The organism is Aliidiomarina sp., from assembly GCF_047920995.1.
Classification (GTDB): domain Bacteria; phylum Pseudomonadota; class Gammaproteobacteria; order Enterobacterales; family Alteromonadaceae; genus Aliidiomarina.
Map to the genome: position 1 here is coordinate 29,534 of NZ_JBLRWZ010000018.1, position 25,630 is coordinate 55,163.

Annotated in this window: 23 protein-coding genes; 14 read left to right on the forward strand and 9 right to left on the reverse strand. The window is 47.2% G+C overall.

Annotated elements, in window-relative coordinates; genetic code table 11:
- The first annotated feature begins 86 nt into the window (after positions 1 to 86).
- The gene (locus ACNA7P_RS06500; RefSeq protein WP_416257834.1) at positions 87 to 1,673 is read left to right on the forward strand and encodes an ABC-F family ATPase; all 1,587 of its coding nucleotides are present in this window, start codon (positions 87 to 89) and stop codon (positions 1,671 to 1,673) included.
- 80 nt (positions 1,674 to 1,753) lie between these two features.
- Here ACNA7P_RS06500 and ACNA7P_RS06505 read toward each other — a convergent pair whose 3' ends face one another.
- Together ACNA7P_RS06505 and ACNA7P_RS06510 are read right to left on the reverse strand one after the other, a co-directional pair.
- Complete coding sequence (locus tag ACNA7P_RS06505) at positions 1,754 to 2,509, reverse strand: OmpA/MotB family protein (protein WP_416257809.1); 756 nt, start codon at positions 2,507 to 2,509, stop codon at positions 1,754 to 1,756.
- Positions 2,506 to 3,357: a motility protein A gene (locus ACNA7P_RS06510; RefSeq protein ID WP_416257810.1), complete on the reverse strand. Its 852-nt coding sequence runs from the start codon at positions 3,355 to 3,357 to the stop codon at positions 2,506 to 2,508. The genes ACNA7P_RS06505 and ACNA7P_RS06510 overlap by 4 nt, the downstream gene beginning before the upstream one ends.
- Before the next feature lie 126 nt (positions 3,358 to 3,483).
- On the opposite strand from ACNA7P_RS06510, the gene dbpA reads away from it, so the two are divergent.
- A complete protein-coding gene (gene dbpA / locus ACNA7P_RS06515) occupies positions 3,484 to 4,851 on the forward strand; it encodes an ATP-dependent RNA helicase DbpA (protein ID WP_416257811.1) in 1,368 nt (455 codons plus the stop codon).
- Positions 4,852 to 4,940: 89 nt separating this feature from the next.
- The gene (locus tag ACNA7P_RS06520; RefSeq protein WP_416257812.1) at positions 4,941 to 5,558 is read left to right on the forward strand and encodes a glutathione S-transferase family protein; all 618 of its coding nucleotides are present in this window, start codon (positions 4,941 to 4,943) and stop codon (positions 5,556 to 5,558) included.
- 90 nt (positions 5,559 to 5,648) lie between these two features.
- Here ACNA7P_RS06520 and ACNA7P_RS06525 read toward each other — a convergent pair whose 3' ends face one another.
- A complete protein-coding gene (locus ACNA7P_RS06525; protein WP_416257813.1) occupies positions 5,649 to 6,683 on the reverse strand; it encodes a YeiH family protein in 1,035 nt (344 codons plus the stop codon).
- 171 nt (positions 6,684 to 6,854) lie between these two features.
- Here ACNA7P_RS06525 and ACNA7P_RS06530 point away from each other — a divergent pair, with 171 nt between their 5' ends.
- On the forward strand, positions 6,855 to 9,290 hold the full coding sequence (locus ACNA7P_RS06530; protein ID WP_416257814.1) for a zinc-dependent metalloprotease: 2,436 nt from the start codon (positions 6,855 to 6,857) through the stop codon (positions 9,288 to 9,290).
- Here ACNA7P_RS06530 and ACNA7P_RS06535 read toward each other — a convergent pair.
- From ACNA7P_RS06535 to ACNA7P_RS06545, 3 genes are read right to left on the reverse strand one after another with little or no spacing between them, the layout of a single operon-like run.
- Entirely contained in the window at positions 9,287 to 9,826 is a 540-nt protein-coding gene (locus tag ACNA7P_RS06535; RefSeq protein WP_416257815.1) for a carboxymuconolactone decarboxylase family protein, read from the reverse strand. The genes ACNA7P_RS06530 and ACNA7P_RS06535 overlap by 4 nt on opposite strands.
- Positions 9,827 to 9,840: 14 nt before the next feature.
- Entirely contained in the window at positions 9,841 to 10,533 is a 693-nt protein-coding gene (locus ACNA7P_RS06540; RefSeq protein WP_416257816.1) for a cytochrome c biogenesis CcdA family protein, read from the reverse strand.
- A 3-nt stretch (positions 10,534 to 10,536) separates the two neighbouring features.
- On the reverse strand, positions 10,537 to 10,962 hold the full coding sequence (locus ACNA7P_RS06545) for a thioredoxin domain-containing protein (RefSeq protein WP_416257817.1): 426 nt from the start codon (positions 10,960 to 10,962) through the stop codon (positions 10,537 to 10,539).
- 247 nt (positions 10,963 to 11,209) lie between these two features.
- On the opposite strand from ACNA7P_RS06545, the gene ACNA7P_RS06550 reads away from it, so the two are divergent.
- Positions 11,210 to 13,210 (forward strand): M1 family metallopeptidase, encoded by a 2,001-nt coding sequence (locus ACNA7P_RS06550; protein ID WP_416257819.1) that lies wholly within the window; start codon positions 11,210 to 11,212, stop codon positions 13,208 to 13,210.
- A gap of 178 nt (positions 13,211 to 13,388) precedes the next feature.
- On the opposite strand, the gene ACNA7P_RS06555 is transcribed toward ACNA7P_RS06550, so the two are convergent.
- Both ACNA7P_RS06555 and ACNA7P_RS06560 read right to left on the reverse strand, forming a co-directional pair.
- Positions 13,389 to 13,772 carry a septal ring lytic transglycosylase RlpA family protein gene (locus ACNA7P_RS06555; RefSeq protein ID WP_416257821.1) on the reverse strand — a complete coding sequence of 128 codons (384 nt, stop codon included), beginning with the start codon at positions 13,770 to 13,772 and terminating at the stop codon, positions 13,389 to 13,391.
- Between the two features lie 92 nt (positions 13,773 to 13,864).
- Positions 13,865 to 14,746 carry a sterol desaturase family protein gene (locus tag ACNA7P_RS06560; RefSeq protein WP_416257822.1) on the reverse strand — a complete coding sequence of 294 codons (882 nt, stop codon included), beginning with the start codon at positions 14,744 to 14,746 and terminating at the stop codon, positions 13,865 to 13,867.
- Between the two features lie 72 nt (positions 14,747 to 14,818).
- On the opposite strand from ACNA7P_RS06560, the gene ACNA7P_RS06565 reads away from it, so the two are divergent.
- The 8 genes from ACNA7P_RS06565 (at position 14,819) to ACNA7P_RS06600 (ending at position 24,125) form a co-directional block, all read left to right on the forward strand.
- A complete protein-coding gene (locus tag ACNA7P_RS06565) occupies positions 14,819 to 15,550 on the forward strand; it encodes a DUF1499 domain-containing protein (RefSeq protein ID WP_416257823.1) in 732 nt (243 codons plus the stop codon).
- 1 nt (position 15,551) lies between these two features.
- Entirely contained in the window at positions 15,552 to 16,736 is a 1,185-nt protein-coding gene (locus ACNA7P_RS06570) for an L-lactate dehydrogenase (RefSeq protein WP_416257824.1), read from the forward strand.
- Positions 16,737 to 16,856: 120 nt separating this feature from the next.
- Positions 16,857 to 17,678, forward strand: coding sequence for an SDR family oxidoreductase (locus tag ACNA7P_RS06575; protein ID WP_416257825.1), 822 nt, complete (start codon positions 16,857 to 16,859; stop codon positions 17,676 to 17,678).
- A complete protein-coding gene (locus tag ACNA7P_RS06580) occupies positions 17,675 to 19,141 on the forward strand; it encodes a coniferyl aldehyde dehydrogenase (RefSeq protein WP_416257826.1) in 1,467 nt (488 codons plus the stop codon). Before ACNA7P_RS06575 ends, ACNA7P_RS06580 begins: the two co-directional genes overlap by 4 nt.
- A gap of 6 nt (positions 19,142 to 19,147) precedes the next feature.
- Positions 19,148 to 19,765 (forward strand): hypothetical protein, encoded by a 618-nt coding sequence (locus tag ACNA7P_RS06585; protein WP_416257827.1) that lies wholly within the window; start codon positions 19,148 to 19,150, stop codon positions 19,763 to 19,765.
- Positions 19,752 to 21,332, forward strand: a complete 1,581-nt coding sequence (locus ACNA7P_RS06590; RefSeq protein WP_416257828.1) for a GMC family oxidoreductase N-terminal domain-containing protein — start codon at positions 19,752 to 19,754, stop codon at positions 21,330 to 21,332. Before ACNA7P_RS06585 ends, ACNA7P_RS06590 begins: the two co-directional genes overlap by 14 nt.
- Before the next feature lie 34 nt (positions 21,333 to 21,366).
- Entirely contained in the window at positions 21,367 to 22,011 is a 645-nt protein-coding gene (locus ACNA7P_RS06595; RefSeq protein ID WP_416257829.1) for a biliverdin-producing heme oxygenase, read from the forward strand.
- Positions 22,011 to 24,125, forward strand: coding sequence for a diguanylate cyclase (locus tag ACNA7P_RS06600; RefSeq protein ID WP_416257830.1), 2,115 nt, complete (start codon positions 22,011 to 22,013; stop codon positions 24,123 to 24,125). Before ACNA7P_RS06595 ends, ACNA7P_RS06600 begins: the two co-directional genes overlap by 1 nt.
- A 108-nt stretch (positions 24,126 to 24,233) precedes the next feature.
- Here the strand turns inward: ACNA7P_RS06600 and ACNA7P_RS06605 are convergent, their stop codons facing one another.
- Positions 24,234 to 24,611 (reverse strand): SirB2 family protein, encoded by a 378-nt coding sequence (locus tag ACNA7P_RS06605; RefSeq protein WP_416257831.1) that lies wholly within the window; start codon positions 24,609 to 24,611, stop codon positions 24,234 to 24,236.
- Positions 24,612 to 24,761: 150 nt separating this feature from the next.
- Here ACNA7P_RS06605 and hemN point away from each other — a divergent pair, with 150 nt between their 5' ends.
- Entirely contained in the window at positions 24,762 to 25,625 is an 864-nt protein-coding gene (gene hemN / locus ACNA7P_RS06610; protein ID WP_416257832.1) for an oxygen-independent coproporphyrinogen III oxidase, read from the forward strand.
- Positions 25,626 to 25,630 lie beyond the last annotated feature (5 nt).

Sequence of the window (25,630 nt, forward strand, 5' to 3'; positions counted from 1 at the left end):
TTGGGGTAAACCCCTTGCAAAAAGCGGCTAAAGAGCGTACAAAGGCACCGCATTTCGCTTCACTTGTTAGTTTGGATACCCGTTACGTGATTTCTGCTGCAAATATCACCATGCAATTTGGTGCAAAACCCCTATTCGAAAACATTTCTGTAAAGTTTGGCCAAGGTAACCGTTATGGTTTAATCGGCGCCAATGGCTGCGGAAAATCAACCTTTATGCGCATTTTAAGTGGCGAGCAAGAGCCATCTGCCGGCAATATTTCGGTTGAACCAAATATGCGCGTTGGTAAACTGCGCCAAGATCAGTTTGCCTATGAGGAGTACTCGGTAATCGATACTGTACTCATGGGCCATGAAGAATTATGGCAGGTAAAAGAAGAACGCGATCGCATCTATAGCAATCCGGAAATGAGCGATGAAGATGGTATGCGCGTAGCCGATTTGGAAGTTCGCTTCGCCGAACTCGATGGCTACACTGCAGAATCTCGAGCAGGTGAACTGCTGCTAGGAGTAGGAATTCCAGAAGAGGCCCATTGGGGCAAAATGGCAGAAATAGCGCCTGGCCTGAAGCTACGGGTATTGCTTACGCAAGTGCTCTTCTCTGATCCAGATATCATGTTGCTCGATGAGCCTACCAACAACCTCGATATCAACACGATTCGTTGGTTAGAAGATGTACTGAATCAGCGCAACAGCACTATGATTATTATTTCCCATGATCGTCACTTCTTAAATAGTGTGTGTTCGCACATGGCTGATATTGATTACTGCGAGCTACGCGTTTACCCGGGTAACTACGATCAATATATGTTTGCCGCTACCCAAGCGCGCGAACAATTACTTTCCGACAACGCCAAGAAAAAAGATAAAATTGCTGAGCTTCAAAGCTTTGTAAGCCGCTTTTCGGCGAATGCTTCAAAAGCAAAGCAAGCAACTTCGCGAGCAAAACAAATTGAAAAAATTCAGCTTTCGGAAGTAAAGGCCTCGAGCCGAGTGAACCCGTATATTCGCTTCGAACAAGAAAAGCAGCTATATCGATTAGCGCTAGAAATTACCGACGTACATAAAAGCTTTGCGGATAATCACGTATTAAAAGGCTTAAGCAGCACCATTGAAGTGGGCGAAAAAGTAGCCATTCTTGGCGCTAACGGTATTGGTAAAACAACCCTGCTGAAGTGCCTTATGGGTGAGTACACACCTGAATCGGGCAAGGTGAAATGGTCGGAAAATGCGAATATCGGCTACTGCGCCCAAGACCATGCGCATCTATTTAAGCAAAAGATAACCGTGCTCGATTGGATGATGCAATGGAAAAAGCCAAGCGATGATGAGCAAGCTGTGCGCGGCGTACTTGGCCGTATGTTGTTCTCACAAGATGATATCGCCAAGCCGGTAAGCATTCTTTCTGGTGGTGAAAAAGGCCGCATGGTGTTCGGCAAGCTGATTCTGCAGCGGCCAAACATTTTGGTGATGGATGAGCCTACCAACCACCTTGATATGGAATCGATTGAATCGTTGAACTTGGCTTTGGAAAAGTACGTGGGCACCTTGATTTTTGTAAGCCATGATAGAGAGTTTGTATCATCATTGGCTACACGTATCATTGAAATCACAGAGAATGGCTTACGTGATTTCGCCGGTAGCTATGATGATTACTTGGCATCGCTGAAATAATCATCAGGTAAATCACAAACCGCACTGCGGATAAGGCGCCGCTTCGCGGGGTCACTGTTTTCCAAAACCGGTGTTTACACTTACGGTTTATCTGGAACAGTTAGCACTAGAGTTACGCGCCTGTTTTCACCGCGCCCGGCGGCGCTATCGTTGTCTGCAATTGGCAGACTATCGGCATAACCAATGGCGCGCAATCGATTTGCGGCAATGTTTTGCGCAATTAAATAGCGCACTACATAAGTTGCCCTTGCTGCTGATAGTTCCCAATTACTGGGGAAGCGAACCGTGCTAATGGGTACGTTATCTGTATGCCCTTCAACACTAATATTATAAGCGCTACGATTTAGCAACTCGATAATAGGCTGCATTACTTTATCGGCACTCTCGCCAATAAACTCTGCCTCACCCCTACGAAATAGAATCTGATCATTTAAGCGAATATTCAAGCTACCCGGGCTTGATGATATGGCAACCATATCACTCAAGCCTGCTTCTGAAAATTCACTGGTTAACGATGTACCCACCGATGTTAGCTCTTGCTCCGTTGCCGAATTCGGGTCGATACCTAGTACTCGCATTAGCGCATTGGCGCGGTTCACTTGCTCACGCTCGGCTGGTGAACCACTGAAATCAGCATTAGCGAGCAAAACCACAAAAAGAATCAGCAACAAGGTAATAATATCCATATACGTTGTTACCCACTCTTCATCCTCCTGAGAAGGTATATCGTCAATACCAGCAAAGTTCTGCCTATGGATTGTTTCCGCAGCAGCTTCGCGATCTTGCCGCAGCGCTTCGCTTTGCGCCGCTAATGAACTAGGTTTACCAAATCTCATGCGAATGGGCTCTTTTTGGGTGTATCCAATTGCTCTTTAAATTTCTTCTTACCGTTGCCGTTACCCGGGCCTTTGCCACCAATATTGAGTTCATCTTCAACATGGGCAAAGAATGTGGATAAATACTCACGGATATAACTCGGGTTGCGCCCTTTTGCGATTAGCATCACTCCTTCGCGAATCATATTCATAAGCTGTACTCGGCGTTCCGTTCTGCGCTCAAACTTAATGGCGATGGGCTTGAAGAATAAATTCGCCAGCGCTACTCCATATAATGTTGTAAGCAGAGCAAAAGCCATATCACTGCCAATTTGAGCCATATTGCTTTCCCCCATACCCTGCAACATATTCACGAGGCCTACCAAAGTTCCCAGCATCCCGAATGCCGGTGCAAACATGGCCATAGTGCGATAAATTTGCGCTTCAGCCTTTTCTCGAATCTTCATTTTTATAATGCGCCATTCCAGCAATTCCGACATATCTTGGTGCGGCGTATTATTAATTAAGAGTTCTAAACCGGTGCGCAAAAACGGGTTTTTAACTTGCTCTAGCTGGTCTTCTACCTTAATTAAGTTACCCTGCACTAACTGCCGCGCTACATTCACCAGCTCCTGCTGATCATCTTGCGCATATAGCTTTTCGTTTTTTAGCACTATCCAAAGCACTTTAAAAACATTCACTACTTCACGTAATGGATACGCCAATAGCGTTGCCGCAAAAGTACCGCCGAGTACTACGGCTAAGCCTGGCAAGTTAACAAAGCTCCAAGCATCTTCGGAGGTAAAGAAAATTGCCGAAAATACGATTGCCATGCCGGCAAGCATACCGATTAAGGTAGATAAATTCATGATATTCCCTATATTGATAATGCAAGCAGTAACGCTGAGATGTGCGTATAATGTGCTTAATATTATTATCGTCCAAAGGCCATTTTTCTTTAATCTCGGCGTTTGCACCACGGCCAAGGAACTTGTATGTCTAGTGAATCGAATTTCTCATCATTAACGTTGCATCCAGCGTTATTAGAAACCCTATCGGAACGTAATTTTCAGCAAATGACTCCAGTGCAAAAGCAATCTTTGCCAGCTATTTTGGCGGGCCAAGATTGCATTATTCAAGCTCGCACAGGCTCTGGAAAAACCGCAGCGTTCGCGCTTGGTTTACTGCAAAAACTGGTGGTGGAGCGTTTCCGTGTGCAAAGCTTAGTGCTATGCCCCACTCGTGAGCTAGCCGATCAAGTTGCAGAGGAAATTCGTACACTTGCCCGCGGCATTCATAACATCAAAGTGCTTACCTTGTGTGGTGGTGTGCCGCAACGAGCACAAATAATTTCCCTTGAGCATGGCGCCCATATTTTAGTAGGCACCCCAGGCCGGGTACTCGATCACCTGCAAAACCAGCGTATCGATTTTTCTGAGTTAACCACTCTTGTGCTTGATGAAGCCGATCGCATGCTGGAAATGGGCTTCCAAACCGAGCTACAAAGCATTACTAAGGTGTTGCCGGCGCAACGGCAAACCTTATTACTAAGTGCCACCTACCCTGAACAAATTGAGCAACTTGCCGCAAAGTTATTGCATGATGTGCAGCACATTAAAGTGCAAGAGCAGCGTGATGAAGCAGAGGTGCAAAAGCCACAAATTACTCAGGTATATTATGAGCTGGGTGCCGCACAACGAGATGAAGCCGTTAAGCGTATCGTGCAACATCATCAAAGCGAGCGCTGCGTGGTGTTTTGTAACACCAAACGAGTTACCCAAGCATTAGCGGATAGCTTAATTGCGCAAGGCTACAGTGCCTTAGCTTTGCATGGTGATTTAGAACAAAAAGATCGCGATCAAGCGCTGGTGCAGTTCAATAATGGCAGTGCCCGTATTTTAGTAGCTACCGATGTGGCCGCCCGCGGCCTTGATATTGCCGAACTCGATTTAGTAATCAATGCTGAAGTAGCACATGATAGTGATACTCACACCCACCGAATTGGCCGCACTGGCCGGGCGGGTGCAGAGGGCCTAGCGGTAACAATTGTGGGCAATGGTGAAAAAGCACCAGAAAAGTTACAACCGCTTCCCCCGGTGCAGCTACTTACCCAACCACCCCTTACCGCCAGTATGGTTACCGTGCAAATTATGGGCGGGAAAAAACATAAACTGCGCCCAGGCGACATCGTGGGTGCGCTTACTAAAGATAACCAAGTGCCATTTACCAGTATCGGCAAAATTAAAGTATTGGCTGGCTGGAGTTATGTGGCCGTTGCCAACGATAAGCAACGCGTGGCATTGCATATCTTTAATAACAGCAAATTGAAAGGCCGCAGCTTTAGGGCTTTTGTGCTGCGTTAAGTGATACTTTAAAAAGCACACGCATGTTGCCAACGCGAGTATGTTTTCGTTAAGGTGATTTGCACTACTAAACAACAAGGAAAACGGCAATGAAATTATACGAAATGGCGATTGCACCCAACCCTCGGCGCGTGCGGATGTTTCTCGCAGAAAAAGGGTTACTCAATAAAGTGCAGCGGGTGGAACTCGATCTGCAAAAAGGGGATAACTTAAAGCCAGATTTTGTTGCCAAAAACCCAATGAAAAAGGTACCCATGCTAGAGCTTGATGATGGAACCTGCATTAGCGAAACCATGGCTATTTGCCGCTATTTCGAAGAGGCACACCCAGAAACGCAATCGTTATTAGGCGACACTGCGGTTGAAAAAGCACAGATTGAACAATGGCTGCGTTGGATTGATTTTTATCTGTTCTTGCCCACCGGCATGAGCTTCCAACATGGCAGTGGCTACTTTAACGACCGCATGAATTGCATTAAGGAATGGGCGCAAGATTGCCATGTAAAAGTAATCGATTTTTTCGATTTCCTTGATAAGCATCTGGCGGAAAATGATTACATCTGTTGCCAACGATTCACCGCCGCTGATATCAACGCCTATACTACCGTACAGTTTGCCAAAGTGATTGGGGTGCGGATCAGCTCGGAGCAAAAAAATCTGCAGGCATGGCATGATAGTATTCACGGGCGAGATACCGCAAACGCATAAATAGCGTGAATGATGGCTTACCTTGTATTAAAAATCGCCTGTTGCGCGCTTTTGCTCTGCCTCATAAACCTAACCATCTTGTTACATAGCCTAGGCCAAGATCCACCCTAACGAAGCCACCGAAACAATCACCCACAGCAAGGTTGCGAGCAGCATGGGTTTAAAGCCCGCTTGCCGAATAGTGCTTAGTGAAAGCGATGCGCCTACCAAATACAAACACACCACCAGCAACCGCTTCGCCCAAACAAATATCTCACTGTAGATAGCCTCACCCTGCGGAAGTAAGTTAGCAATCACTATCGCCAGAAGGTAGAGGATGATAAATGCAGGCATCAGCGGCGGTTTCTGTGCGGTTACAATTGCTGGCAATTCAGTACTGCTGGCCACAGCGCCTTTTGCTGCATTAGTTGAAGTTTCACTACTCTTTATCGCTTGCGCTTGCATTAGTGCTCGAGTGCTTGAGCGCTGGTATATATATGCGGCTAGCACTGCTACAGGAGCAATCGCTAGTGCCCGCAGTAATTTTACTGAGGTAGCCGTTTCTAGCGAGGCTTCGTTAAATACCTCGGCCGCACCTACCACCGACGATGTATCGTGAATCGCTATTGCCGCCCAAATACCAAACTGCTCTGGAGTTAACTGCAAGTAATGGCCGATCCAAGGGAAAACTAACAATGCGGCCGCATTCAATACAAATACACAGCCCAAAGCCACCGCTATTTGATCTGGCCTAGCTTGAATCGCCGGCGCTACGGCCGCAATGGCACTGCCACCGCATATTGCCGTACCCGAACCGATGAGCGCCGCGGTTTTTTGGTTCATTTGCAGCACCCGAGCAAAGCCTATCGCGAGTAGCAGAGTGAGAACAATAAACACCACTATCATTGGCAGGCTTGTGAGCGCTGCAGATTTTGCAGCCGCGAAGCTCACACCAAAGCCTAAACCAACAATCGAAATGGCAAGTAGCTTTTTCACCCATTTACTTGGGTTTATTTGGGGCGGCACCCACTTTAACAATGCCATTGCTAATCCAAGTACCAACGCCAACGATGATGAAATCAATGGCGTTAAGCACAGTAAGCCAACGAAGATAAAGATGATGTGCTTAAGGGCGATAACTTGCATGATGGTCCTTTCGGCTTGCAAACTGAAATCGGCAACAATGCACGAGTTATAGCATTGAGGCAGGTATTCATTTTGCCACACTCTTTATCTACATTCTCGCTTTCCAACGCCGGAAGTGATACAAAATCTACACTGTAAATAACAAATTCAAAACAAAATCGGATGCACATCATGTTTAAACATTTTTATCTTGCTCTCCTAGCCTGTATCGCTCTTTTTTTTACAGCCGGTAATGCTACTGCAAAAGATATTCCTGAGTTTACCCAAGAGATGCAACGCCACGATGGCTTTTTTAGTTTCTACTATGATGCCACAGCCGACAAAGTGTACCTGCAAGTGCCTCGCCAAAGCCCAGAGTTTATTTTCCAGAGTAGCTTACCTCGCGGTATTGGCTCAAATGATATTGGCCTCGATCGTGGCCAACTTGGCAACACCCGCTTAGCGCAGTTTTCTGTGCACGGAAAGCGTGTGTTACTCACCGAAAAGAACACTATGTATCGGGCGATTACCGATAATACCGCTGAGCGCGATAGTGTGCAGGAAGCCTTTGCAGAATCAGTTTTGTGGGGGTTCGATATAGTAGCAGCGAACAACAATCATGTGCTTATTGATTACACACCTTTTTTATACACCGATATTCATGGTATCCAAGATCGGTTGCAACGTATCAATGAAGGAAACTTCTCGGTAAATGCTAGCCGCTCAGTTTTGTGGCCCGATCGGATGCGAGCATTCCCCAAAAATACCGAATTAGAAGCCAAAGTTACCTTTACCGGCACTGGCGCGGGCCGTTATGTGCGTTCAGTTACTCCAGAGCCCACAGCGATTACGGTGCACTTGCATCATTCCTTTATTCAGTTACCTGATGATGGCTATCAAACCCGCGCATTCCACCCAAACAGCGGCTATTACGCGCGTGGTTTCCAAGATTACGCAGCGCCACTTCGAGAAAGTATGGATCACCGCTTTATTAGTCGCCATCGGCTCGAGAAAAAAAACCCAACTGCAGCTGTAAGTGAACCGGTAGAACCTATCGTGTATTACCTAGATCCTGGCGCACCAGAGCCGGTTCGCACAGCGTTACTTGATGGCGCCCGGTGGTGGAATGAAGGCTTTGAAGCGATTGGCTTTAAAGATGCGTTCATCGTAAAAGAACTACCCGCTAATGCAGATCCAATGGATGTGCGTTACAACATCATTCAGTGGGTGCATCGAGCAACCCGAGGCTGGTCTTATGGCTACTCAGTAGCGGATCCGCGCACCGGTGAAATATTAAAAGGCCATGTGAGTTTAGGTTCTTTGCGCGTACGCCAAGATATGTTGATCGCGCAAGGCTTACTTGCGCCATTCGCTGCCGATAAAGATAGCGAGCACCTCATGGATGAAATTGAAACCATGGCTCTCAACCGTATCCGCCAGCTTTCCGCACATGAAATTGGCCATACGATTGGTATTGCCCACAACTTCGCCGCAAATTCACAGAATCGGGCTTCAGTAATGGATTATCCCCACCCGCTCATAAAAGTTACGGAAGATGGCGAAATTAGCTTGAATGATGCTTACAGTATTGGTTTAGGCCCATGGGATATGTTCACAGTGGCCTACGGCTATGCAGAATTTAACTCTCGCGAAGAGGAACAAGCTGGGTTACAACAGCTTATTGCCCAAAGCTACGCGCAGGATATGCATTTTATTTCTGATAATGATGCGCGTGCCATTCATGGTGGCCACCCTACTGCCCATTTATGGAATAACGGCGAGAACGCCACCGATGAGTTACTTCGTTTAATTGATGTACGCGCCGCCGTATTAGCGAACTTTGGTTTAGGGAATCTTGCCGAAGGCCGGCCACTCGATGAACTCGAGCAAGTGTTAGTGCCAATGTATCTGCTCCACCGCTATCAAACCGAAGCAGCGGTAAAAAGCATTGCCGGTGTTCATTATCGCTATGCCTTAAACGGGGAAGATAATGTAGAGCAGCAACCGCTCGCTGCCGCCGAGCAAAAGCGAGCTTTGAATGCGTTACTGGCCACCCTTGATACTGATTTTCTAGCACTACCGGAACATATCGAACCGCTATTAGTGCCGAAAGCCTATGGTTCGCAAGCTAGCCGTGAAGATTTTACCTCGCGCAACGGTTTCTTTGCAGACCCAGTAACGATGGCCGAAGCCAGTGCCAACAGTACCTTAACCATGCTGCTGAACCCTGTGCGGTTGAATCGCCTAAACTGGCAAGCGCAGCGCCATGGCGGCGAGCATCCAACACCTTACCAGTTAAGTAAAGCGCTGCTGCAACAAACCAGTGTTACCAATGCCCTGCATCACCCCATCAGCCAGCGGGTGCTGTACGTGGCCACTTACCAGTTAGTGAATACCATGTTCGATAGCCGCACCGCACCGGAAGTGCGCAGCCAACTTGCCGCTGCATTACTAGAATTACGCAGTGATTTGCAGCAAAGCTCAAATCGCCGGGGGCGACAAGCAGAGCTGCAACGCTCAGCGCATTTTCGTAACCATCTCGCGCGTATGATTGCACAAGCATTAGAACAGGGCGAGTGGCCAGAGCAATTCCAGCCAGTTGCAATGCCGCCGGGTTCGCCGATTTAGATAAACTGCTTGAATGCTTCGTCTACCGGCGTTTTTGCAATGTGGTTAACATAATTGCTAAGCACTTTTTGCGAAACGCCGAGTAGCACCTCAAGAACCTGCTGCTGAGTAAATCCGGCATCATAAAACGCTTCTAAATCGCTTTCGTTTACTGCCCCACGTTTACGAACAGCGGCCAATGTGAAGGTGCGTAAAGCTTCTAGCTTTTTATCTTCTAGTGGTGTTTGATCACGTAAAGCCGTAATCACTTGCTCACTTACCTGCATGCTTTTCGCAATTCCAGTGTGAGCTGGCACACAATAATGGCATTCGTGCTCAACATTAATCGTGAGCCACACCACATTTTGCTCATCGCTACTTAAACTGGTTTCAGTAAAGAGCTGATGTAACTTTTGGTAAGCCTCCAACACGGTGGGCGCCTCTGCCATTACACCATGTAAGTTCGGAATCATGCCGAACGCCTTTTGCGAGCCTTCTAATAAAGGTTTGCTGCCATCTGGTGCTGAATCAATGCTGTGTATTTTATATTCACTCATTATCTAATCCTTATCTATATGCGGGTTACCCAATCAGGCAAAAACTCAATTGCCCAGATTTCTAATACTTTATCAATACCGGTAAAAATCATTAAAGCGATCACAAGTAAGGAGTAACCAAGAATAAGTTTACCGATCTTGCCTGATGCTTTTAGTTTGTTGAGCTGCAAACCTGCTGCATAGCCAATACCAATTAAAGGCAGTGCAGTGCCTAAGCCAAACATCACCATAACTAAGAATGACATACCCATATCTTGGCCAGTAGACGCCAGCGCAATTGCAGCACCGAGTGTTGGCCCCACGCATGGTAGCCACACTAAGCCTAAAGATCCGCCCACCAAAAACTGCATGGCCACACCATCGCTTTGTACATTGGTTCCTGGTAATCGGCTTACTAGCGCGGAAAGCTTATTGCTGAATTGATCACTTAACCATGGCACCACCAACACAATACCGATGATTAACATCAGAACCGCGGCAAATGAACGCATTACATCGGGTTGTAAGCCCATACTCATAAATAAATAAGTAAGAACTGTGCCACCGAGTGCAAATGTAAAGGCGATACCACCGGCCAGAAACCATAAGCCGGCTTTCGATGCTCGCATAGCAGATGCGGTTACCGCTGGCACCATGGGCAATACACAAGGCGAAAGCAAACTCAGAATACCCGCAGCGAACGCTAAGGGTAGTGCTGAAAACTCCATAAATTACTCACCACTCACTTTACTATCACCAAGCTCAAGAGCGGCAAAAATAGGGGTTTTATTGGTTTGAGCAACACTAAACCAAATTTGCTCTTCACCATGATAGAGAATTAACGTGGATTGGCGAGGGGCTTTAAAATAGCTTACCCACTCTTTTTGGCTATCATAATCCACCACAAACACTACGATTTCACTGTCAGGATTTTCCACAAAGTAATCATTTAAGCGATCTTGTTGGCGACGACAAGTGGGGCACCACTCAGCCCATACATCAATAAGAATTGCTTTATTTTCAGCTTGTGCTTGCTTAAAAGCAGCTTCGGTGAACTCTTGCTTACGTTCCGCAAGCTCAGTATTTTCGCTAGCGTTACCAGTTGCAAGTAAAAGAAATGACGCCAATACAATGGCGATAGAAGATAGTAATTTCATTGCGTACTCCTTAAGGATTAATTGAACGGCTCCAGTGTACGCACACTGTAACTTCAATGCGTGTATCAAAACACCGAGTTAATCAACCATTTCACCTTAATGCGTCTTGTTTCCAGCAATTCCCGGGTGAATCGCTGTGATATTGTGCAAAAAAAGCATTATGATAGATACATGTAACGTTGGGGTTAAGCGCTGTATACTGCAGCCTAATCACGCCGCTCCGAGCCTTTGCACCAAGGAATTCATTATGAAAAAAGCCACAGCTCTAACGCTAAGTGTTGGCGCATTATTAAGCTTTAACGCGGCCGTGCTTACTCGTAACCGCTGGATGAACCTAATTGTTGCGGCAACCTTCATGGTTGCTCTAGCAGCTTGCTCGCCTGCAAGCGATTCAAGCCCTACTGATAGCTTAGAGGCAGCTAGTGAAGATATAGCCCGCTCAGGAGCCCGCGAAAATAACCATTGGCGGGTTGAAACACCTACCATTGATGCACATAGCTTCGCCAATAGTAATCAAGTAAGCACGCCAAACTTACATTTAAATTTGCGCGTGGATTTCGATGCCAATGTGCTTTCTGGCTATGTAGAGTTCGATCTTGAGTATCATGATGAAAACGCGGATACGCTTGTATTAGATACCGAAATGCTCAGCATCGCACGGGCGGAAGCCTATACCAGTGGTGAATGGAGTAATACTGAGTATGAGCTCGGTAATCGCGATCCTATTTTAGGAACCCCGCTCGTTATCCGCTTACCCGATGGTGCCGAAAAAGTGCGCGTTCATTACGCCTCATCTCCCGAGGCTACCGGGCTTGATTGGGTTGCCCCGCAGGGAACTGCAGGTGGTGTTTATCCGTTTTTATATAGCCAATCACAACCCCATTACGCCCGTACGTGGATTCCCATACAAGATACTCCGCTACAACGTTTTACCTTTACTGGCGAGCTCACCACACCACCTGAATTACTCGGCTTAATGGGCGCGAACAACCCACCTAACCCCGAGCGAACTGGGGTGTATCGGTTCGAGAGCCGACAAAAAATACCATCTTACCTCATGGCCATTGCCGTGGGTGACCTTGATTTTCATGCGCTGAATGAGCGCATGGCGATCTATGCTGAGCCGTCAGTTTTGGCGTCTGCGGTAAATGAATTCGCTTACACCACAGATATGATGGCAGTTACCGAGGAATTATTTGGTCCTTTCGCATGGGATCGCTACGATCAGCTCGTGTTGCCGCCAAGCTTTCCATTTGGTGGCATGGAAAACCCACAGCTGGCATTTTTAACCCCAACCGTAATTGCAGGTGATCAAAGCTTAGTGAGTTTAATTGCTCATGAACTAGCCCACTCTTGGTCTGGTAACTTAGTTACTAATGCTACTTGGCGAGATTTGTGGTTGAACGAGGGGTTTACCTCGTACGTTGAGAATCGCATTATGGAAGCGGTATTTGGTGAAGAGCGCGCGTTAATGGAGCGGATGCTAGATGCACAATCCCTTGATGCGGCAATCCCCCAGTTAAGTGAGCGTCAGCAAGTATTGCATATCGAGCTCGCGCAACGCGATCCCGATACCAGCTTTACGGCTATTCCCTACACCAAAGCACAGCAATTCTTATTCTTCTTGGAAGATCGCTTTGGCCGGGAAACATTCGATGCATTTGTGCGCCAATACTTTGCTGATTTTGCCTTCCGAAGTATTACCACTGAACAATTCCAAGAGTACCTTGAGCGCCAACTCATTCAACCGAATCCTGGGCTCGTTTCTCGTGAAGAAATAATGCAATGGTTATATGCTCCAGGGCTTCCTGATACCGCACCACGGCCGCAAGTAGATGTATTTGAGCAAGTACTTGCAGACCAGCAGCGTTGGTTTGCTGGTGAAGCAATTGATATGAGCGGTTGGAGCATCCATGAGCGCTTATATTTCTTAACCAACTTACCTAGTGATGTAAGCCAAGCTCAGCTCGCGCGCTTAGATGAGGAGTTTAACTTAACCAGCACGGGTAATAATTCGGTGCTTTCAACATGGTTGGTAATCGCTATACAGCATCAATATGAACCCGCTATGCCGCGTGTTGAGCAAATGCTGATGAGCATGGGCAGATTAGCTTACATTCGCTCTGTGTATGCCGCGCTAGCCGCTACACCTGAGGGCTTAGCAACAGCGCGTGAAATCTATGCCCGAGCTAAACCGAGTTACCATGTGCTTACACGTGATCAAATTGAAGATGTTCTAGGCTTTTAAAAGCTGCTTTATATAGGTAGGAATGAACGCTATTGCTTAGCCGCGATAACGCATTTAGTAAAGCGAAAAGCTGGCTCATCGAGTGATTAAACTCGCCTTGTTTTAGCAAACTAATGGTAGTTGTATAACATTATCCTATTTTAAATAAACAAAACAGTGAACTCGTAATGCGGGATAATTAAATTACTTCTATTTCAACATTTACAAGGCCCGAATCTATATCGCCAATAGCGCTGAATGCAGATCGGGATAGATCAATAATGCGCCCTTCAATAAACGGACCGCGATCGTTAATTCTAACAACAACGCTTTTACCATTACTTAGATTCGTTACCCTCACTCGAGTATTAAAGGGAAGCGTTTTGTGAGCTGCCGTTTTTGCGTATTGATTAAAACGTTCACCATTTGCTGTTTGGCGAAACTGATACTTCATCGCGTAGAACGATGCCTGCCCACGTTCTTTATAGCCAACTAATTCAGATGGTGAACTACTAGGAGCTGTTGTACAGCCAATTAAAATCATGCTGACAGTTAACACAATAACAGATGTGAATGCCTTCATTATTAAACCTATCCCTACACTGCAGTAAATTCTTCGCGGCTAATATTAACGAATCACGGAATCACGACGAGCGGCTTTCCGCTATTTTTACCTTACTCTTCGCTCGCAGAATCTTGCTCTCTAGGTAAATTCGCCTGCTTATCCTGCTTTGGATTACTCGTGTTGGCATTAATAAAGGGTTGTATCAGTAAAGATGTTAATCGATTCGTTGCTGCTTCACGAAACTCATGTAAGCCCGTAACCATGTTCTGATGGCCTTCTTGAGGTTGATGGCGGTAGGTGCCAAAGAGGCGATCCCACCAAGGTAGGTTAAAGCCAAAGTTACTATTGGTTTCGTGTTTGTGCCAAGAGTGGTGTACCCGATGCATATCCGGTGTAACCACGAACAAACGCAGAATCTGATCGGCTTTTCTCGATATGCGAATGTTGCTGTGATTAAACATTGCGGTACCATTTAGCAGCACTTCAAATATCAGAACCGCTGCAGCCGGGGCTCCAATCAAGAGTACCACGCCGATTTTTATGGCCATGGAAAGAAGCATCTCAATCGGGTGGAAGCGCACTGCGGTAGTTACATCTACATCCACATCGGTGTGGTGCATACGATGTAAACGCCATAAAATGGGCACATGGTGAAAGATAAGGTGCTGTAACCAAATAGCGAAATCGAGAATCAAAACAGCAACAACTATTTGCAACCAAAGTGGCATGCCGAAGGCTGCGCCAAGGTAATGCAGCACGCCGAATTGTGTTTCACTCGCCCATAACGCTGCGCCTATAGCTGCGGTAGGAAATACTAATCGCAAGGCAATGGAATCGATAATAATAATACCGCTATTACTCAGCCAGCGGCTTCCCCGCGAACGCTCTCGTGAGCGTTTCGGAGCTAAACCTTCCCACGATAGAAAGATCGCCAATAAACCCAAAAACGCGCTGAGCCTTAACCAAATTTCATACGTAAATAGAATTTCCATTGAAATCTTTCCCTAAACCATTAACTATCATCATATACCACATCACAACATACCGGATAAAAGGACAGCACCATGAAAAAGTTACTTTGTTGGATAGCCAGTGTAAGCGGTTTTGCTGCGCTATTTACATTATTTATTGCTGGGCCGCTGTATCGTGTGGAAATTCTTGAACTCAGTACGGCATTTTTATTCATGCGTTGGGCAGCATACATTGGTATCGCAGCAATCGTATTGGTAATCATTGCGCTCATCGTACTGCGGCCCTCCGCGAATAAACACCGTATCGTGCTAGCGGTATCGCTTATTTTTGGTTTTGTAGCCTTCTACTTACCTTATGAGCAAATGCAAACCGCGCAAAGCGTACCGCGTATCCATGATATTTCTACCGATACTACAAATCCACCAGAGTTCGTAGCAGTAGCGCCTTTGCGCGCAGATGCCCGCAATCCGGTAGAGTACGCTGGCCCTGAAACTGCGGCGCAACAATTGGCTGCCTACCCTGATATTCAAACTTTGCGGTTTTCACACCCTCCGCAAACCGTTTTCGAAGCCGCTTTAACTGTGGTAAATCGCTCTGGCTGGGAGCTTGTTGCCGCTGCAGCAAACGAAGGCCGCATCGAAGCCACGGCAACCACCACTTGGTTTGGCTTTAAAGACGATGTGGTAATTCGTATTCACAGCGAAGGTAGCGAAACGCTACTTGATATACGCAGTAAATCACGAATTGGTCTAAGTGATGTGGGGGCAAATGCGGCTCGTATTCGCAGTTTCCGAGAGGCTATCACCGCTCAGCTAGGAGAATAGCGTGCTAGTGCCTGCAAACGCAGATGATTATCGGCAGCTCGCAAAGAAGCGCCTGCCGAAGCAGTTCTTCGATTACCTGGAGGGTGGTTCTTACAATGAACACACTGCACAGGCGAATATCACCGCGTTTAACAATGTGCAGTTGCGCCAGCGGGTACTGCAAGATGTATCAAAGCGTTCCAGTGCTCACCAGTTACTGGGTAAACCGGTAGCAATGCCCATTGCGTTGGGCCCGGTTGGTTTAGCCGGGTTATTTGCTCGGCGTGGGGAAGTGCAAGCAGCCCGCGCTGCGAGTGCTGCGGGCATTCCATTTTGTGAATCTACCGTATCGTTATGTAGTATTGAAGAAGTAGCGGCAGCGAGTAAAGGCGAACTGTGGTTTCAACTGTATATGCTAAAAGATCGAGGCTACGCGAAAGAGCTTCTGGAGCGGGCGCATACTTGCGGTATCGAAGTATTAGTGTTCACCGTAGATCTTGCAGTTTTAGGCGCGCGCTATCGCGATACACGCAACGGCATTGCTGGCGCACAAGGCTTTCGTGCAGGGCTAGCAAGAGCCAGAGATCTACTTAGCCATCCACGTTGGCTTGTAAACGTTGCTATCAAGGGAAAACCGCTCGTATTTGGCAATTTACAAGCCGCCGTTCCGAACGCAAAAAGCTTACCCGCATTTAAGCATTGGGTAGATCAGCAATTCGATGATTCTGTTACTTGGCAAGATTTAGAGTGGGTGCGCCAACATTGGCCAGGAAAAATCATGCTAAAAGGCATTCTCGACGCGAGTGATGCGAGCATTGCCGCAGATATGGGCTTTTCGGCTATCGCGGTATCCAATCATGGTGGCCGCCAGCTAGATTCAGTGCCCGCCACAATTCATGCGCTGCCAGCTATTGTAGATGCTGTTGCTGGGCGCTGCGAAGTGTTAGTTGATGGAGGTATTCGCAGTGGTTTAGATGTGGTAAAAGCGTTAGCTCTTGGTGCTAATGGCTGCTTGTTAGGCCGGGCTTGGGCCTACGCCCTAGCTGCACAAGGTGAGCAAGGTGTAACGAATCTTATGGCCACTTTTAAAGCCGAAATTGATGTTGCCCAAGCACTTACTGGCTGCACTACCATTGCGCAAATCAACCGCGATATCGTGATTGCAAACAATGGCTGGAGCGAAACCACCAAGAAGTTCAGCAAATAAAACTTTGGCTTCGCATTAGCCTATTGTTAATGTGGCCAATAGAATCAATTTGTACACGGGGATTTCGGGTTAACTCAGAGGTGTATAAGAGGCAGGGGTATAACTCTAATTGGGTACTTTATGAATAATAACGAACAGAAACGTATTTTTATTACCGGTGGCGCCAATGGCTTTGGTTTGGCTATTGCGCGCTGTTATGCGCAACAAGGCTGGCGTGTAGCAATTGGCGATATCGTGCAAGAAGAGCAGGCCAATGCGGCAATAACCGAGCTACAAACACTTACTAGCGAAATTCGTTATTTTCATTGTGATGTTACCCAAGATAACGATTTACAAAAGGTGGCTGATACCCTGGCAACAGAATGGCATGGCATAGATGTAGTAGTGAATAACGCGGGTGTGGCCCAAGTTGGTGCTATCGAGGATGTAAGCATGCAAGACTGGCAGTGGATTACCCAAATCAACTTGCTCGGCGTTGTGCGCGGCTGCCGTGTATTTACACCTCTGCTCAAACAGCAGAAATCTGGGCATATCGTGAACGTAGCATCGATGGCTGGATTACTCGATTTGCCGAATATGGCGGCCTACAACACCACCAAGGCCGCTGTTGTTGCGCTTTCGGAAACTCTAGAGAATGAACTTGCGCCATTCAATATTGGCGTTAGCGTAGTTTGCCCTTCGTTTTTCCGCACTAACTTGGGTTCTAGCATGCGTAGTACGGTACCCAATATGGACAAAACCCTCGATAAGCTAATGAGCAAGAGCGATTTGAACGCCGATGATATTGCCGCTCAGGTAGCAGCTGCGGTATCACAGCGGCGGTTTTATGTGCTGCCGCATGCCCAAGCACGCCGCATGTGGCGTTTGAAACGCTGGCTGCCGCGCGGAATATACGCCAAGCTTATGCAAAAGCAATTCGCCAAAGCAGGAGGCCGTAAATGAGCCCAGTATCCACAGCAACGCTTACATCAGCACAGGAAACCGCCACTATCGCCGCCATGCAGCAGCTGTTTTCTGATCAACAAAACGATTTTGCGAACGCTCCTTTTTGGCAGGCACATCAACGAATTGAGCGGTTAGAGCACTTGCAGGCCGCATTATTAGCCGAGCAAGAAATGCTGATTCAGGCAATTAATGATGATTTTGGCCGCCGCTCTGCCGATGAAACACGGTTAGCAGAATTATTACCCTCGATAGAAGGTATCAAGTATGCAAAAAAACGTATCCGCAAATGGATGCGGCCTTCCCGGCGTAAAGTAGGTTTAGCCTTTCAACCTGCCAAAGCAAGGGTTGAATACCAACCGCTTGGTGTTGTGGGTATCATTGTACCCTGGAATTATCCTCTCTATTTAGCCATCGGCCCTTTAGTGGCAGCCCTTGCTGCCGGAAATCGCGCGCTGATTAAAATGAGCGAATTTACCCCGAATACTGCAGCGGCATTGGCGAAACTTATTGGTAACCTATTTCCAGCGAGTGAAGTAGCTATTATTACTGGTGAGGCTGAGGTAGCCGCCGAGTTTTCCAAACTTCCATTCGATCATTTATTATTCACTGGCGGAACTAGCATTGGCCGGCACGTAATGCGAGCCGCGGCAGAGAACTTAACCCCGGTAACACTAGAACTCGGTGGCAAATCACCCGCTATTATTGGCCATGGCACTGATGGCAATAGCATTGATATTGCTACGGCAGCAGAGCGAATTGCTTTTGGTAAGGCCTTGAACGCCGGGCAAACCTGCGTTGCCCCCGATTATGTGCTTTGCCCGGAGCATGCAAAAGATGCCTTAGTAGCCGAGCTAAAGGTGCACCTTACCCGCATGTATCCAACGTTGCTGAATAATCCAGATTACACCTGGATTATCAATAACAAACAGTTTGATCGCTTACACGGTGTACTACAAAACGCAATTAGCCAAGGTGCAAACGTGATATCGGTGAACCCAGCGAATGAATCATTCACCGGAACACGTATCATTCCCCCTACCCTGATCACCGATGCCACCGAAGATATGGACGTGCTACAAAGTGAGATTTTTGGGCCCATTTTACCCATTGTTACCTATCGAGAGTTTAGCGAGGCCCTTACCTACGTGCGCAGCGGCGATAGGCCGCTGGCGCTGTATTACTTTGGCGCGAACAAAACTGAGCAGAATGCGGTATTGAAAACAACGCACTCTGGCGGTGTTTGCATTAATGATACCGTGTTTCATGTAGCGCAAGATGATTTACCATTTGGTGGCGTAGGCGCTTCAGGAATGGGGCACTATCATGGCCATGAGGGCTTTTTAACCTTTAGCAAAGCAAGGGCAGTACTGCGCAAAGGCAAATTAAATAGCGCTCGCTTTGTGTATCCTCCATATGGTGGTAAGTTATTGAATACCATTTATAAACTTTTTATTCGCTGAGGTGCTATGGCCAACTCGGGTAACGATCCAGCAGAGCCTATTGATCAGAGCCGCCGAGGCTTTTTAAAGCTTACGCGTGGCGCAGCTATTGGCCTTGCCGTTGCGGGTACCGTTGCGGCACTGGGTGGCGCAAGTGGTTACCGCTGGTGGCAGAAACGACGTGAACCTGGCTTTCAAGGCATGCTTGTTTTGCGCGCACAAGACATACTGTTATTTTCTGCGCTATTGCCAGTAATTGTTGGCGCACACCCCGGCACTCTTGCGCATGCACCCAATCGCAAAGCGTTGCTGCAACAAGCGTTGCACGCCTTAGATAAAATGCTGGCAGCCAGTAGCCCCGCCATGCAAAAACAAATTTTCGATCTCGCTGATTTACTCACCATTCGCGCAACTCAAGGGCCTGTCACTGGCTACTGGGGAAGCTGGGAAAATGCCAGCGAAGCGCAAATTAGCGCCTTCCTAACGCGCTGGCGGGATAGCCGAGTAAGTTTATTTCGCTTCGGATATGCTGGGTTATGCCAGCTACTACAAATGGCTTGGTACGGTTTGCCTGATACGTGGCTGGCGATTGGTTACCTGGGGCCTCCACCATTTTTAAGAGGACCTCTTGATGCCCGTTCCTGATTTATTCCGTGAAGGTATGCAGCGAGGCTGGCGAGTATTCAACGGCGCCGAACCCCTGCCCCCACTGCCGCAGGCGGATGTGATTATTATTGGTTCAGGCGCTGGCGGAGCCACGGCAGCTGAAATACTCACCAATGCTGGGTTACAGGTGTATATCTTAGAAGAAGGTTCACTAAAAACATCCAGCGATTTTCACAATGATGAATTACAAGCCTACGCCGAGCTCTATCAAGAGGGCGCGCTACGTGCCAGTGCAGACGGCGGCATTGGTATTCTGCAAGGGCGTACCGTGGGCGGCACTACCACGGTAAATTGGACCAGCAGTTTTCGCACACCCGATTCAACATTGCAGCATTGGCAAAGTGCCTATGGTATCGATTGGGCGAACTCTACAACGATGGCGCCTTGGTTTCAACGCTTAGAGCAGCGCTTAAATGTAAGCCGCTGGGCAATGGCTCCAAACGCTAATAACGATGTTATCCGTAAAGGTTGCGAAGCGCTCGGTTATAGCTGGGATATCATTCCCCGCAATGTAAAAGGATGTTGGAACTTAGGTTATTGTGGCACCGGTTGCCCTATCAATGCCAAACAATCCATGTTGGTAACCAGCCTTCCCGCGGCATTAGAAAAAGGTGCTGTGTTGATTCACAGCGTAAGAGTGCAACGGCTTGCCCATAATGATGAACGGGTAAGTAAAGTGCATTGCCGCGCTATGGACGCCCAACTTAGCCAAGCCAGCGGTAGGCAATTTAGCGTATCCGCACCGCGCGTAATTGTGGCCGGTGGTGCCATTAATAGCCCCGCGCTGCTACTACGCTCGCACGCGCCGGATCCGCATAAAAACCTTGGTAAACGCACATTTTTGCACCCGGTAGTTATGAGTTTGGCTACTTTTAAGCAACCGATTAATGGTTTTTATGGCGCCCCACAATCGGTATATTCCGATCAGTTTAATGAAGTGCGCGCCGATTCCGAACGTATGGGTTTCAAACTAGAAGTACCGCCAATGCAACCGAGTATTACCTCGGCACTTATGGGTGGCTTTGGCGCGGATAATTGGCGCAGAGTAGCCAATTTGGCCAATAGCAATCTACTCCTCGCTTTAATGCGCGATGGTTTTTTTGCCGACGACCCGGGAGGCTCTGTAAAGCTTCGTAAGAATGGTGATGCAGTACTCGATTACCCTATCAATAATCGCCTATTAAACACCGCTACCATGGCGCTTGAACATATGGCTGAAATTCAGTTTGCCGCCGGTGCGCAGCTGGTTGTGCCACTCCACACCAATGCACTTGAGGTAGGCAACATGCTTACCTATCGCACGCAAGCTCGCGGGTTGGTGTGGCAAGCGCACAATTTACGAATTGCCAGTGCACATGTTATGGGTGGCTGCCCAATGGGGCCAGATGCTAAACAAAGTGTGGTTGATTTGAGTGGTAAACATCATCAACTAGAAAATCTGTATGTACTTGATGGTTCAATCTTTCCTACCAGTGTTGGTGCCAATCCTCAGCTATCAATTTACGCATTCACAGCTAAACTAGCAGAACAGTTCGTTAATTCTTAAACGGACACTAAACCAACCATTAAATCGAGAGCCGATGCAGCAGATAAAAGCGCCAGCACTGTTTAGCACATCAACGCATCAACTGCTGCGTAGCGCCACTCAAAGCGCTCATGCTCAGATTGAAGCACATACCTTGCTGGCAAGGTTGCTTGCGGCTGATTTAGAGTTAACAGAGTATGCGGATATTTTGTTTGGTTTTCGTTGCTTTTTTCAGCATTTTGAAGCCCGCTTAGCTACTGAGTACGGGGTGCATCAAGAATTAAGCGAGTATCAGTATCGCAGCAGGATCCCACTTCTGGATTATGATCTACGGCAGCTCACCAGCACACTACCGCATTGGTTAGAGCCCTGTTACAGCCCGGAAGATGCGTTGGCGATTACCCACGCACTTCCTAAGTTAACAACTGTGCCGCAACAGCTTGGCGCCTTTTATGTAATAGAAGGAGCAAGCCAAGGCGGCAGAATAATAACTAAGCGATTAGCGCATCAATTTATCAATACTGATAAGATAGCCACCTATTTTAATTACTGGCAAACAAACCCCGATTCTTGGTGTAATTGGCAACGCTGTGCTGCAGCGATTCCACTAAGCCACAGCCAGCAGGCCGAGGCCGTACAAGCGGCGCGCAGTACATTTTTTGCTATTGAATGCGCCTTAGCACAACGGAGACATAATTAATGTCGCACCATGAATATCCGCAAACAAACAACACAGACAGTGATACTCAGATCGAGCCACTAATTGCCGCTTGTGAACAAGAGCCAATTCATATACCGCATGCTATTCAGGGCTTTGGTGCCACAATTGTTACCAATCCCAATATGACCCAGGTGCTTTACGCAAGCGCGAATGCTGCAGCATTTTATGCGCAACATAAAGATTCGAAAGCCCCTGCAACTGCAAAAATCATGCAACAAAGCGATTGGCTGGAGATTAACCCCCAAGAGTTTTTCCCAGAATCTCTATTTGCAGAACTCAGTGATGCGGATCGCAATGAAGCGATTTGGGTAGAAACAAACACGCTCAGTTATTTAGCTTGGCGTACCAACAGCTATTGGATTATTGAAGCTGAGCCCAATTACCCGCACGTAAGCAATTGGTTTGAAGTGCAATTTCAAAGGGCATTTCAGCTGCTACGCAGTAGCTCAACCCAACAGCAGTTGTTACAAAACCTGTGTGATTTAGTGCAAGGCATCGCAGATTATAATCGAGTTATGATTTTCCAATTTGATGATGATTGGCATGGTAAAGTAATTACCGAAGCGGTACGCAAGCCCTTTAATAGCTTATTACACCATCATTTCCCAGCGAGTGATATTCCGCCTCAAGCTCGTGCCATGTATAGTAAGAATCCCATTCGTCTAATTCCTGATTGCGAGCAACCGCCCATTCCACTTACAGCAATCCATGGGTCCGCCGCTGAAGCAGAAACAAATCCTATCGATTTGAGTACCGGCTTACTGCGCGCAGTATCACCACTGCATTCGCAATATTTGCTGAACTTAGGTGTTGGCGCGTCTACCTCGATTGCAATTTTTAAGGAGGAGGCGCTATGGGGGTTGGTAGCATGCCACCATTCCGAACCGCAGGTATTAGATCGCAGGCGCAGGCGCTTATTAGTAAGAATCGTTGAGTTCGCGGCCGAGCGTTTGTGGCTAATTCATGCTCGCAATATCGAGCGCTATGTAATTCGTATGCAAGAAGCGCGGGAACAGTTGGCTATCTCGGCAAAAACCGCAGAAACGCCACATGAGCTGGTAAAAGAGCATGCCGAGCGCTGGCTTGACCTCTTCCAGTGCCATGGTATTTGTTATGTTCGCGGTGACAAAATGACGACTATGGGGCAAAACCCAAGTAGCAGAGAATTGCAAAAAATTGTGCGGTGGCTAGAAGAGCACGCTCGTGATGAATTTGCGTGGCATAGCCATAATCTTAAAGATGAAGTGCCGGGCTTACTATCATTGCATTCGCTGTTTGCTGGTTTACTGGCCATCCCGCTGAAAAATAACGCTGATGTATTCTCATATTTTTTATTATTTCGCTTGGAACAAGCCGAGCTGCGAAGTTGGGCTGGCGTGCCTGAAAAACTCCAAGTAGAAACAGCAACAGGCACGATGTTAGGCCCACGTAAATCATTTGCATTATGGCAAGAGGAAGTGCGCGGCAAAAGCCGCCCATGGCGACCCGCTCAGCTTTATGCTGCACGTGATGTAGCACGAGACCTGTTGATTGTAGCCGACACCATGCAATTGAATATCCTCAATGACAAGCTCGAAGCAGTTAACCAGCAACTGGAAAAACTCGCTAGCTTTGATGATCTTACCGGTATTTGGAACCGCCGCCGATTGGAAGAACGGTTATACAGCGAACTAAAAGAAGCTCAGCGCTATAAAAAACGCTTCGGCATATTACTGTTTGATATCGACCACTTTAAACGGATTAATGACGAGCATGGGCATAATGTTGGCGATCAAATTCTGCAGCAGTTAAGTGTAGTAGTAAAAGAAGCGCTGCGCGACACAGATATGTTCGGCCGCTGGGGTGGTGAAGAGTTTTTAGTTATCGCACCAGCAACGGGCATGCCAGAGCTGATGCAAGTAGCTGAGCGGGTGCGTAAAGCAGTTGCTGAGCTGAACCAAGCCGGGCTACCACAAATTACCATTAGCGTTGGCGTGGCAGAGTATATCAATGATCAGCGTTGGGATGAGCTCATTGAGCGAGCCGATCGAGCCATGTACGAGGCAAAAGATAGCGGCCGCAATAGAGTAGTTGCAGGTACTGAAAAGAAATGAAAATTTCTGATTTATTGGATTTCCACAACCCCAATAACATTAGGTGCCCTAAACATTCACCAAAGCCTACTCGAAGGGAATATTTAGCGCACCAATAATATGTTTATCCTACCAAAAATAAGGTTTCGCAATTGCTAAGTGGAAAATAAACAGCAACTGCGCAAATGCTAACACCGCCGCCACAATGCGAGTTCGGGTAGAATACTTCGGCTTAATAGCAAAAACACCGGCTGCAATATAACCGAATAAAAATACAATTTTTAAGGTTAGCCACGAATGCTCGAAAATATTAAACCGCATGAGGCCCAACAAACTCACGGCCATAATCAGTAAAATTGTATCGTTAACATGCGGTATCCAACGTAATGGAGTATTTCGCCAAGTTGGCCTGCCACTTGCATCTAATCCTAAGCGCACCAACAACAAGATGCCGGTGATATAAGCCGCAAGCATGTGGATCATTTTAATCGGTACGTACATTTCCATCGTGTTGTCTCTTTTTAGTTGCGTGTGCACTTACACTTTAAATGCAGAAGTTTTAGCACATTGTTGTAGTAGAACGTTGTGGCAGATCAATGTTACCGCGAATGAACAATACTATACTTCGTGCCATCAGAGAAAGAGGCAGGTTTCGAAATGACCGATATTCGTTGGGATCCAGAACTTATTGCTCGTTACAACATTAATGGGCCGCGGTATACATCTTACCCTACGGCGTTGGCACTTACCTCGCCGTTTGCGGAATCACGAGTAATCAACGCACTAGAGGGTAGCGGCGATACATTAAGCCTGTATATTCACTTACCATTTTGCCACAAGCTCTGCTTCTATTGCGGTTGTAATAAGGTAATTACCCGCCATCAGCACAAAGCAGATCAGTATTTAGATGCCTTAGAGCAGGAAATGCGCTTGTACAAACCCTTACTGGCGAAGCGTGAATTAGGCCCTCTCCATTTAGGTGGTGGTACCCCTACGTTTCTTACTGAAGTGCAACTTAGCCGATTAATGCAGATGCTTGAAGAGCACCTTGGTTTAGTAGCCAACGGGAAGCATGAAATCAGCATCGAAATCGATCCGCGCAGCTGTTCTTTGGCCAAACTTAAGCATTTGCGAGCACTTGGTTTTAACCGCGTAAGTTATGGTGTGCAGGATTTCGATAGCAAAGTACAAATTGCCATCAACCGTGTGCAAGAAGACGCGATGATCGAAACCTTAGTGCAGAAATCGCGTGAATATGGCTTCGAATCGATTAACCTAGATCTTATTTATGGTTTGCCGCATCAGCATCCAGAAAGCTTTCAGCGCTCGCTAGATAAAGTGGTAGCGCTCAACCCAGATCGTATTTCTCTATTCAGTTACGCTCATTTACCGGCGCGCTTCGCAGCACAGCGGAAAATTAGCGATGCAAGTTTGCCATCGCCAGAACTTAAGTTGCAGTTGTTGGAAATGGGCATTAAAACCTTCACCCAGGCCGGGTATCTCTGGCCGCAGAGCGGATGAACCAG

Bases quoted from the DNA above. Each gene is read 5' to 3' on its own strand.
- ACNA7P_RS06505 (WP_416257809.1), bottom strand. From the start codon at position 2,509: ATGAGATTTGGTAAACCTAGTTCATTAGCGGCGCAAAGCGAAGCGCTG.
- ACNA7P_RS06510 (WP_416257810.1), bottom strand. From the start codon at position 3,357: ATGAATTTATCTACCTTAATCGGTATGCTTGCCGGCATGGCAATCGTA.
- dbpA (WP_416257811.1), top strand. From the start codon at position 3,484: ATGTCTAGTGAATCGAATTTCTCATCATTAACGTTGCATCCAGCGTTA.
- ACNA7P_RS06520 (WP_416257812.1), top strand. From the start codon at position 4,941: ATGAAATTATACGAAATGGCGATTGCACCCAACCCTCGGCGCGTGCGG.
- ACNA7P_RS06525 (WP_416257813.1), bottom strand. From the start codon at position 6,683: ATGCAAGTTATCGCCCTTAAGCACATCATCTTTATCTTCGTTGGCTTA.
- ACNA7P_RS06530 (WP_416257814.1), top strand. From the start codon at position 6,855: ATGTTTAAACATTTTTATCTTGCTCTCCTAGCCTGTATCGCTCTTTTT.
- ACNA7P_RS06535 (WP_416257815.1), bottom strand. From the start codon at position 9,826: ATGAGTGAATATAAAATACACAGCATTGATTCAGCACCAGATGGCAGC.
- ACNA7P_RS06540 (WP_416257816.1), bottom strand. From the start codon at position 10,533: ATGGAGTTTTCAGCACTACCCTTAGCGTTCGCTGCGGGTATTCTGAGT.
- ACNA7P_RS06545 (WP_416257817.1), bottom strand. From the start codon at position 10,962: ATGAAATTACTATCTTCTATCGCCATTGTATTGGCGTCATTTCTTTTA.
- ACNA7P_RS06550 (WP_416257819.1), top strand. From the start codon at position 11,210: ATGAAAAAAGCCACAGCTCTAACGCTAAGTGTTGGCGCATTATTAAGC.
- ACNA7P_RS06555 (WP_416257821.1), bottom strand. From the start codon at position 13,772: ATGAAGGCATTCACATCTGTTATTGTGTTAACTGTCAGCATGATTTTA.
- ACNA7P_RS06560 (WP_416257822.1), bottom strand. From the start codon at position 14,746: ATGGAAATTCTATTTACGTATGAAATTTGGTTAAGGCTCAGCGCGTTT.
- ACNA7P_RS06565 (WP_416257823.1), top strand. From the start codon at position 14,819: ATGAAAAAGTTACTTTGTTGGATAGCCAGTGTAAGCGGTTTTGCTGCG.
- ACNA7P_RS06575 (WP_416257825.1), top strand. From the start codon at position 16,857: ATGAATAATAACGAACAGAAACGTATTTTTATTACCGGTGGCGCCAAT.
- ACNA7P_RS06580 (WP_416257826.1), top strand. From the start codon at position 17,675: ATGAGCCCAGTATCCACAGCAACGCTTACATCAGCACAGGAAACCGCC.
- ACNA7P_RS06585 (WP_416257827.1), top strand. From the start codon at position 19,148: ATGGCCAACTCGGGTAACGATCCAGCAGAGCCTATTGATCAGAGCCGC.
- ACNA7P_RS06590 (WP_416257828.1), top strand. From the start codon at position 19,752: ATGCCCGTTCCTGATTTATTCCGTGAAGGTATGCAGCGAGGCTGGCGA.
- ACNA7P_RS06595 (WP_416257829.1), top strand. From the start codon at position 21,367: ATGCAGCAGATAAAAGCGCCAGCACTGTTTAGCACATCAACGCATCAA.
- ACNA7P_RS06600 (WP_416257830.1), top strand. From the start codon at position 22,011: ATGTCGCACCATGAATATCCGCAAACAAACAACACAGACAGTGATACT.
- ACNA7P_RS06605 (WP_416257831.1), bottom strand. From the start codon at position 24,611: ATGGAAATGTACGTACCGATTAAAATGATCCACATGCTTGCGGCTTAT.
- hemN (WP_416257832.1), top strand. From the start codon at position 24,762: ATGACCGATATTCGTTGGGATCCAGAACTTATTGCTCGTTACAACATT.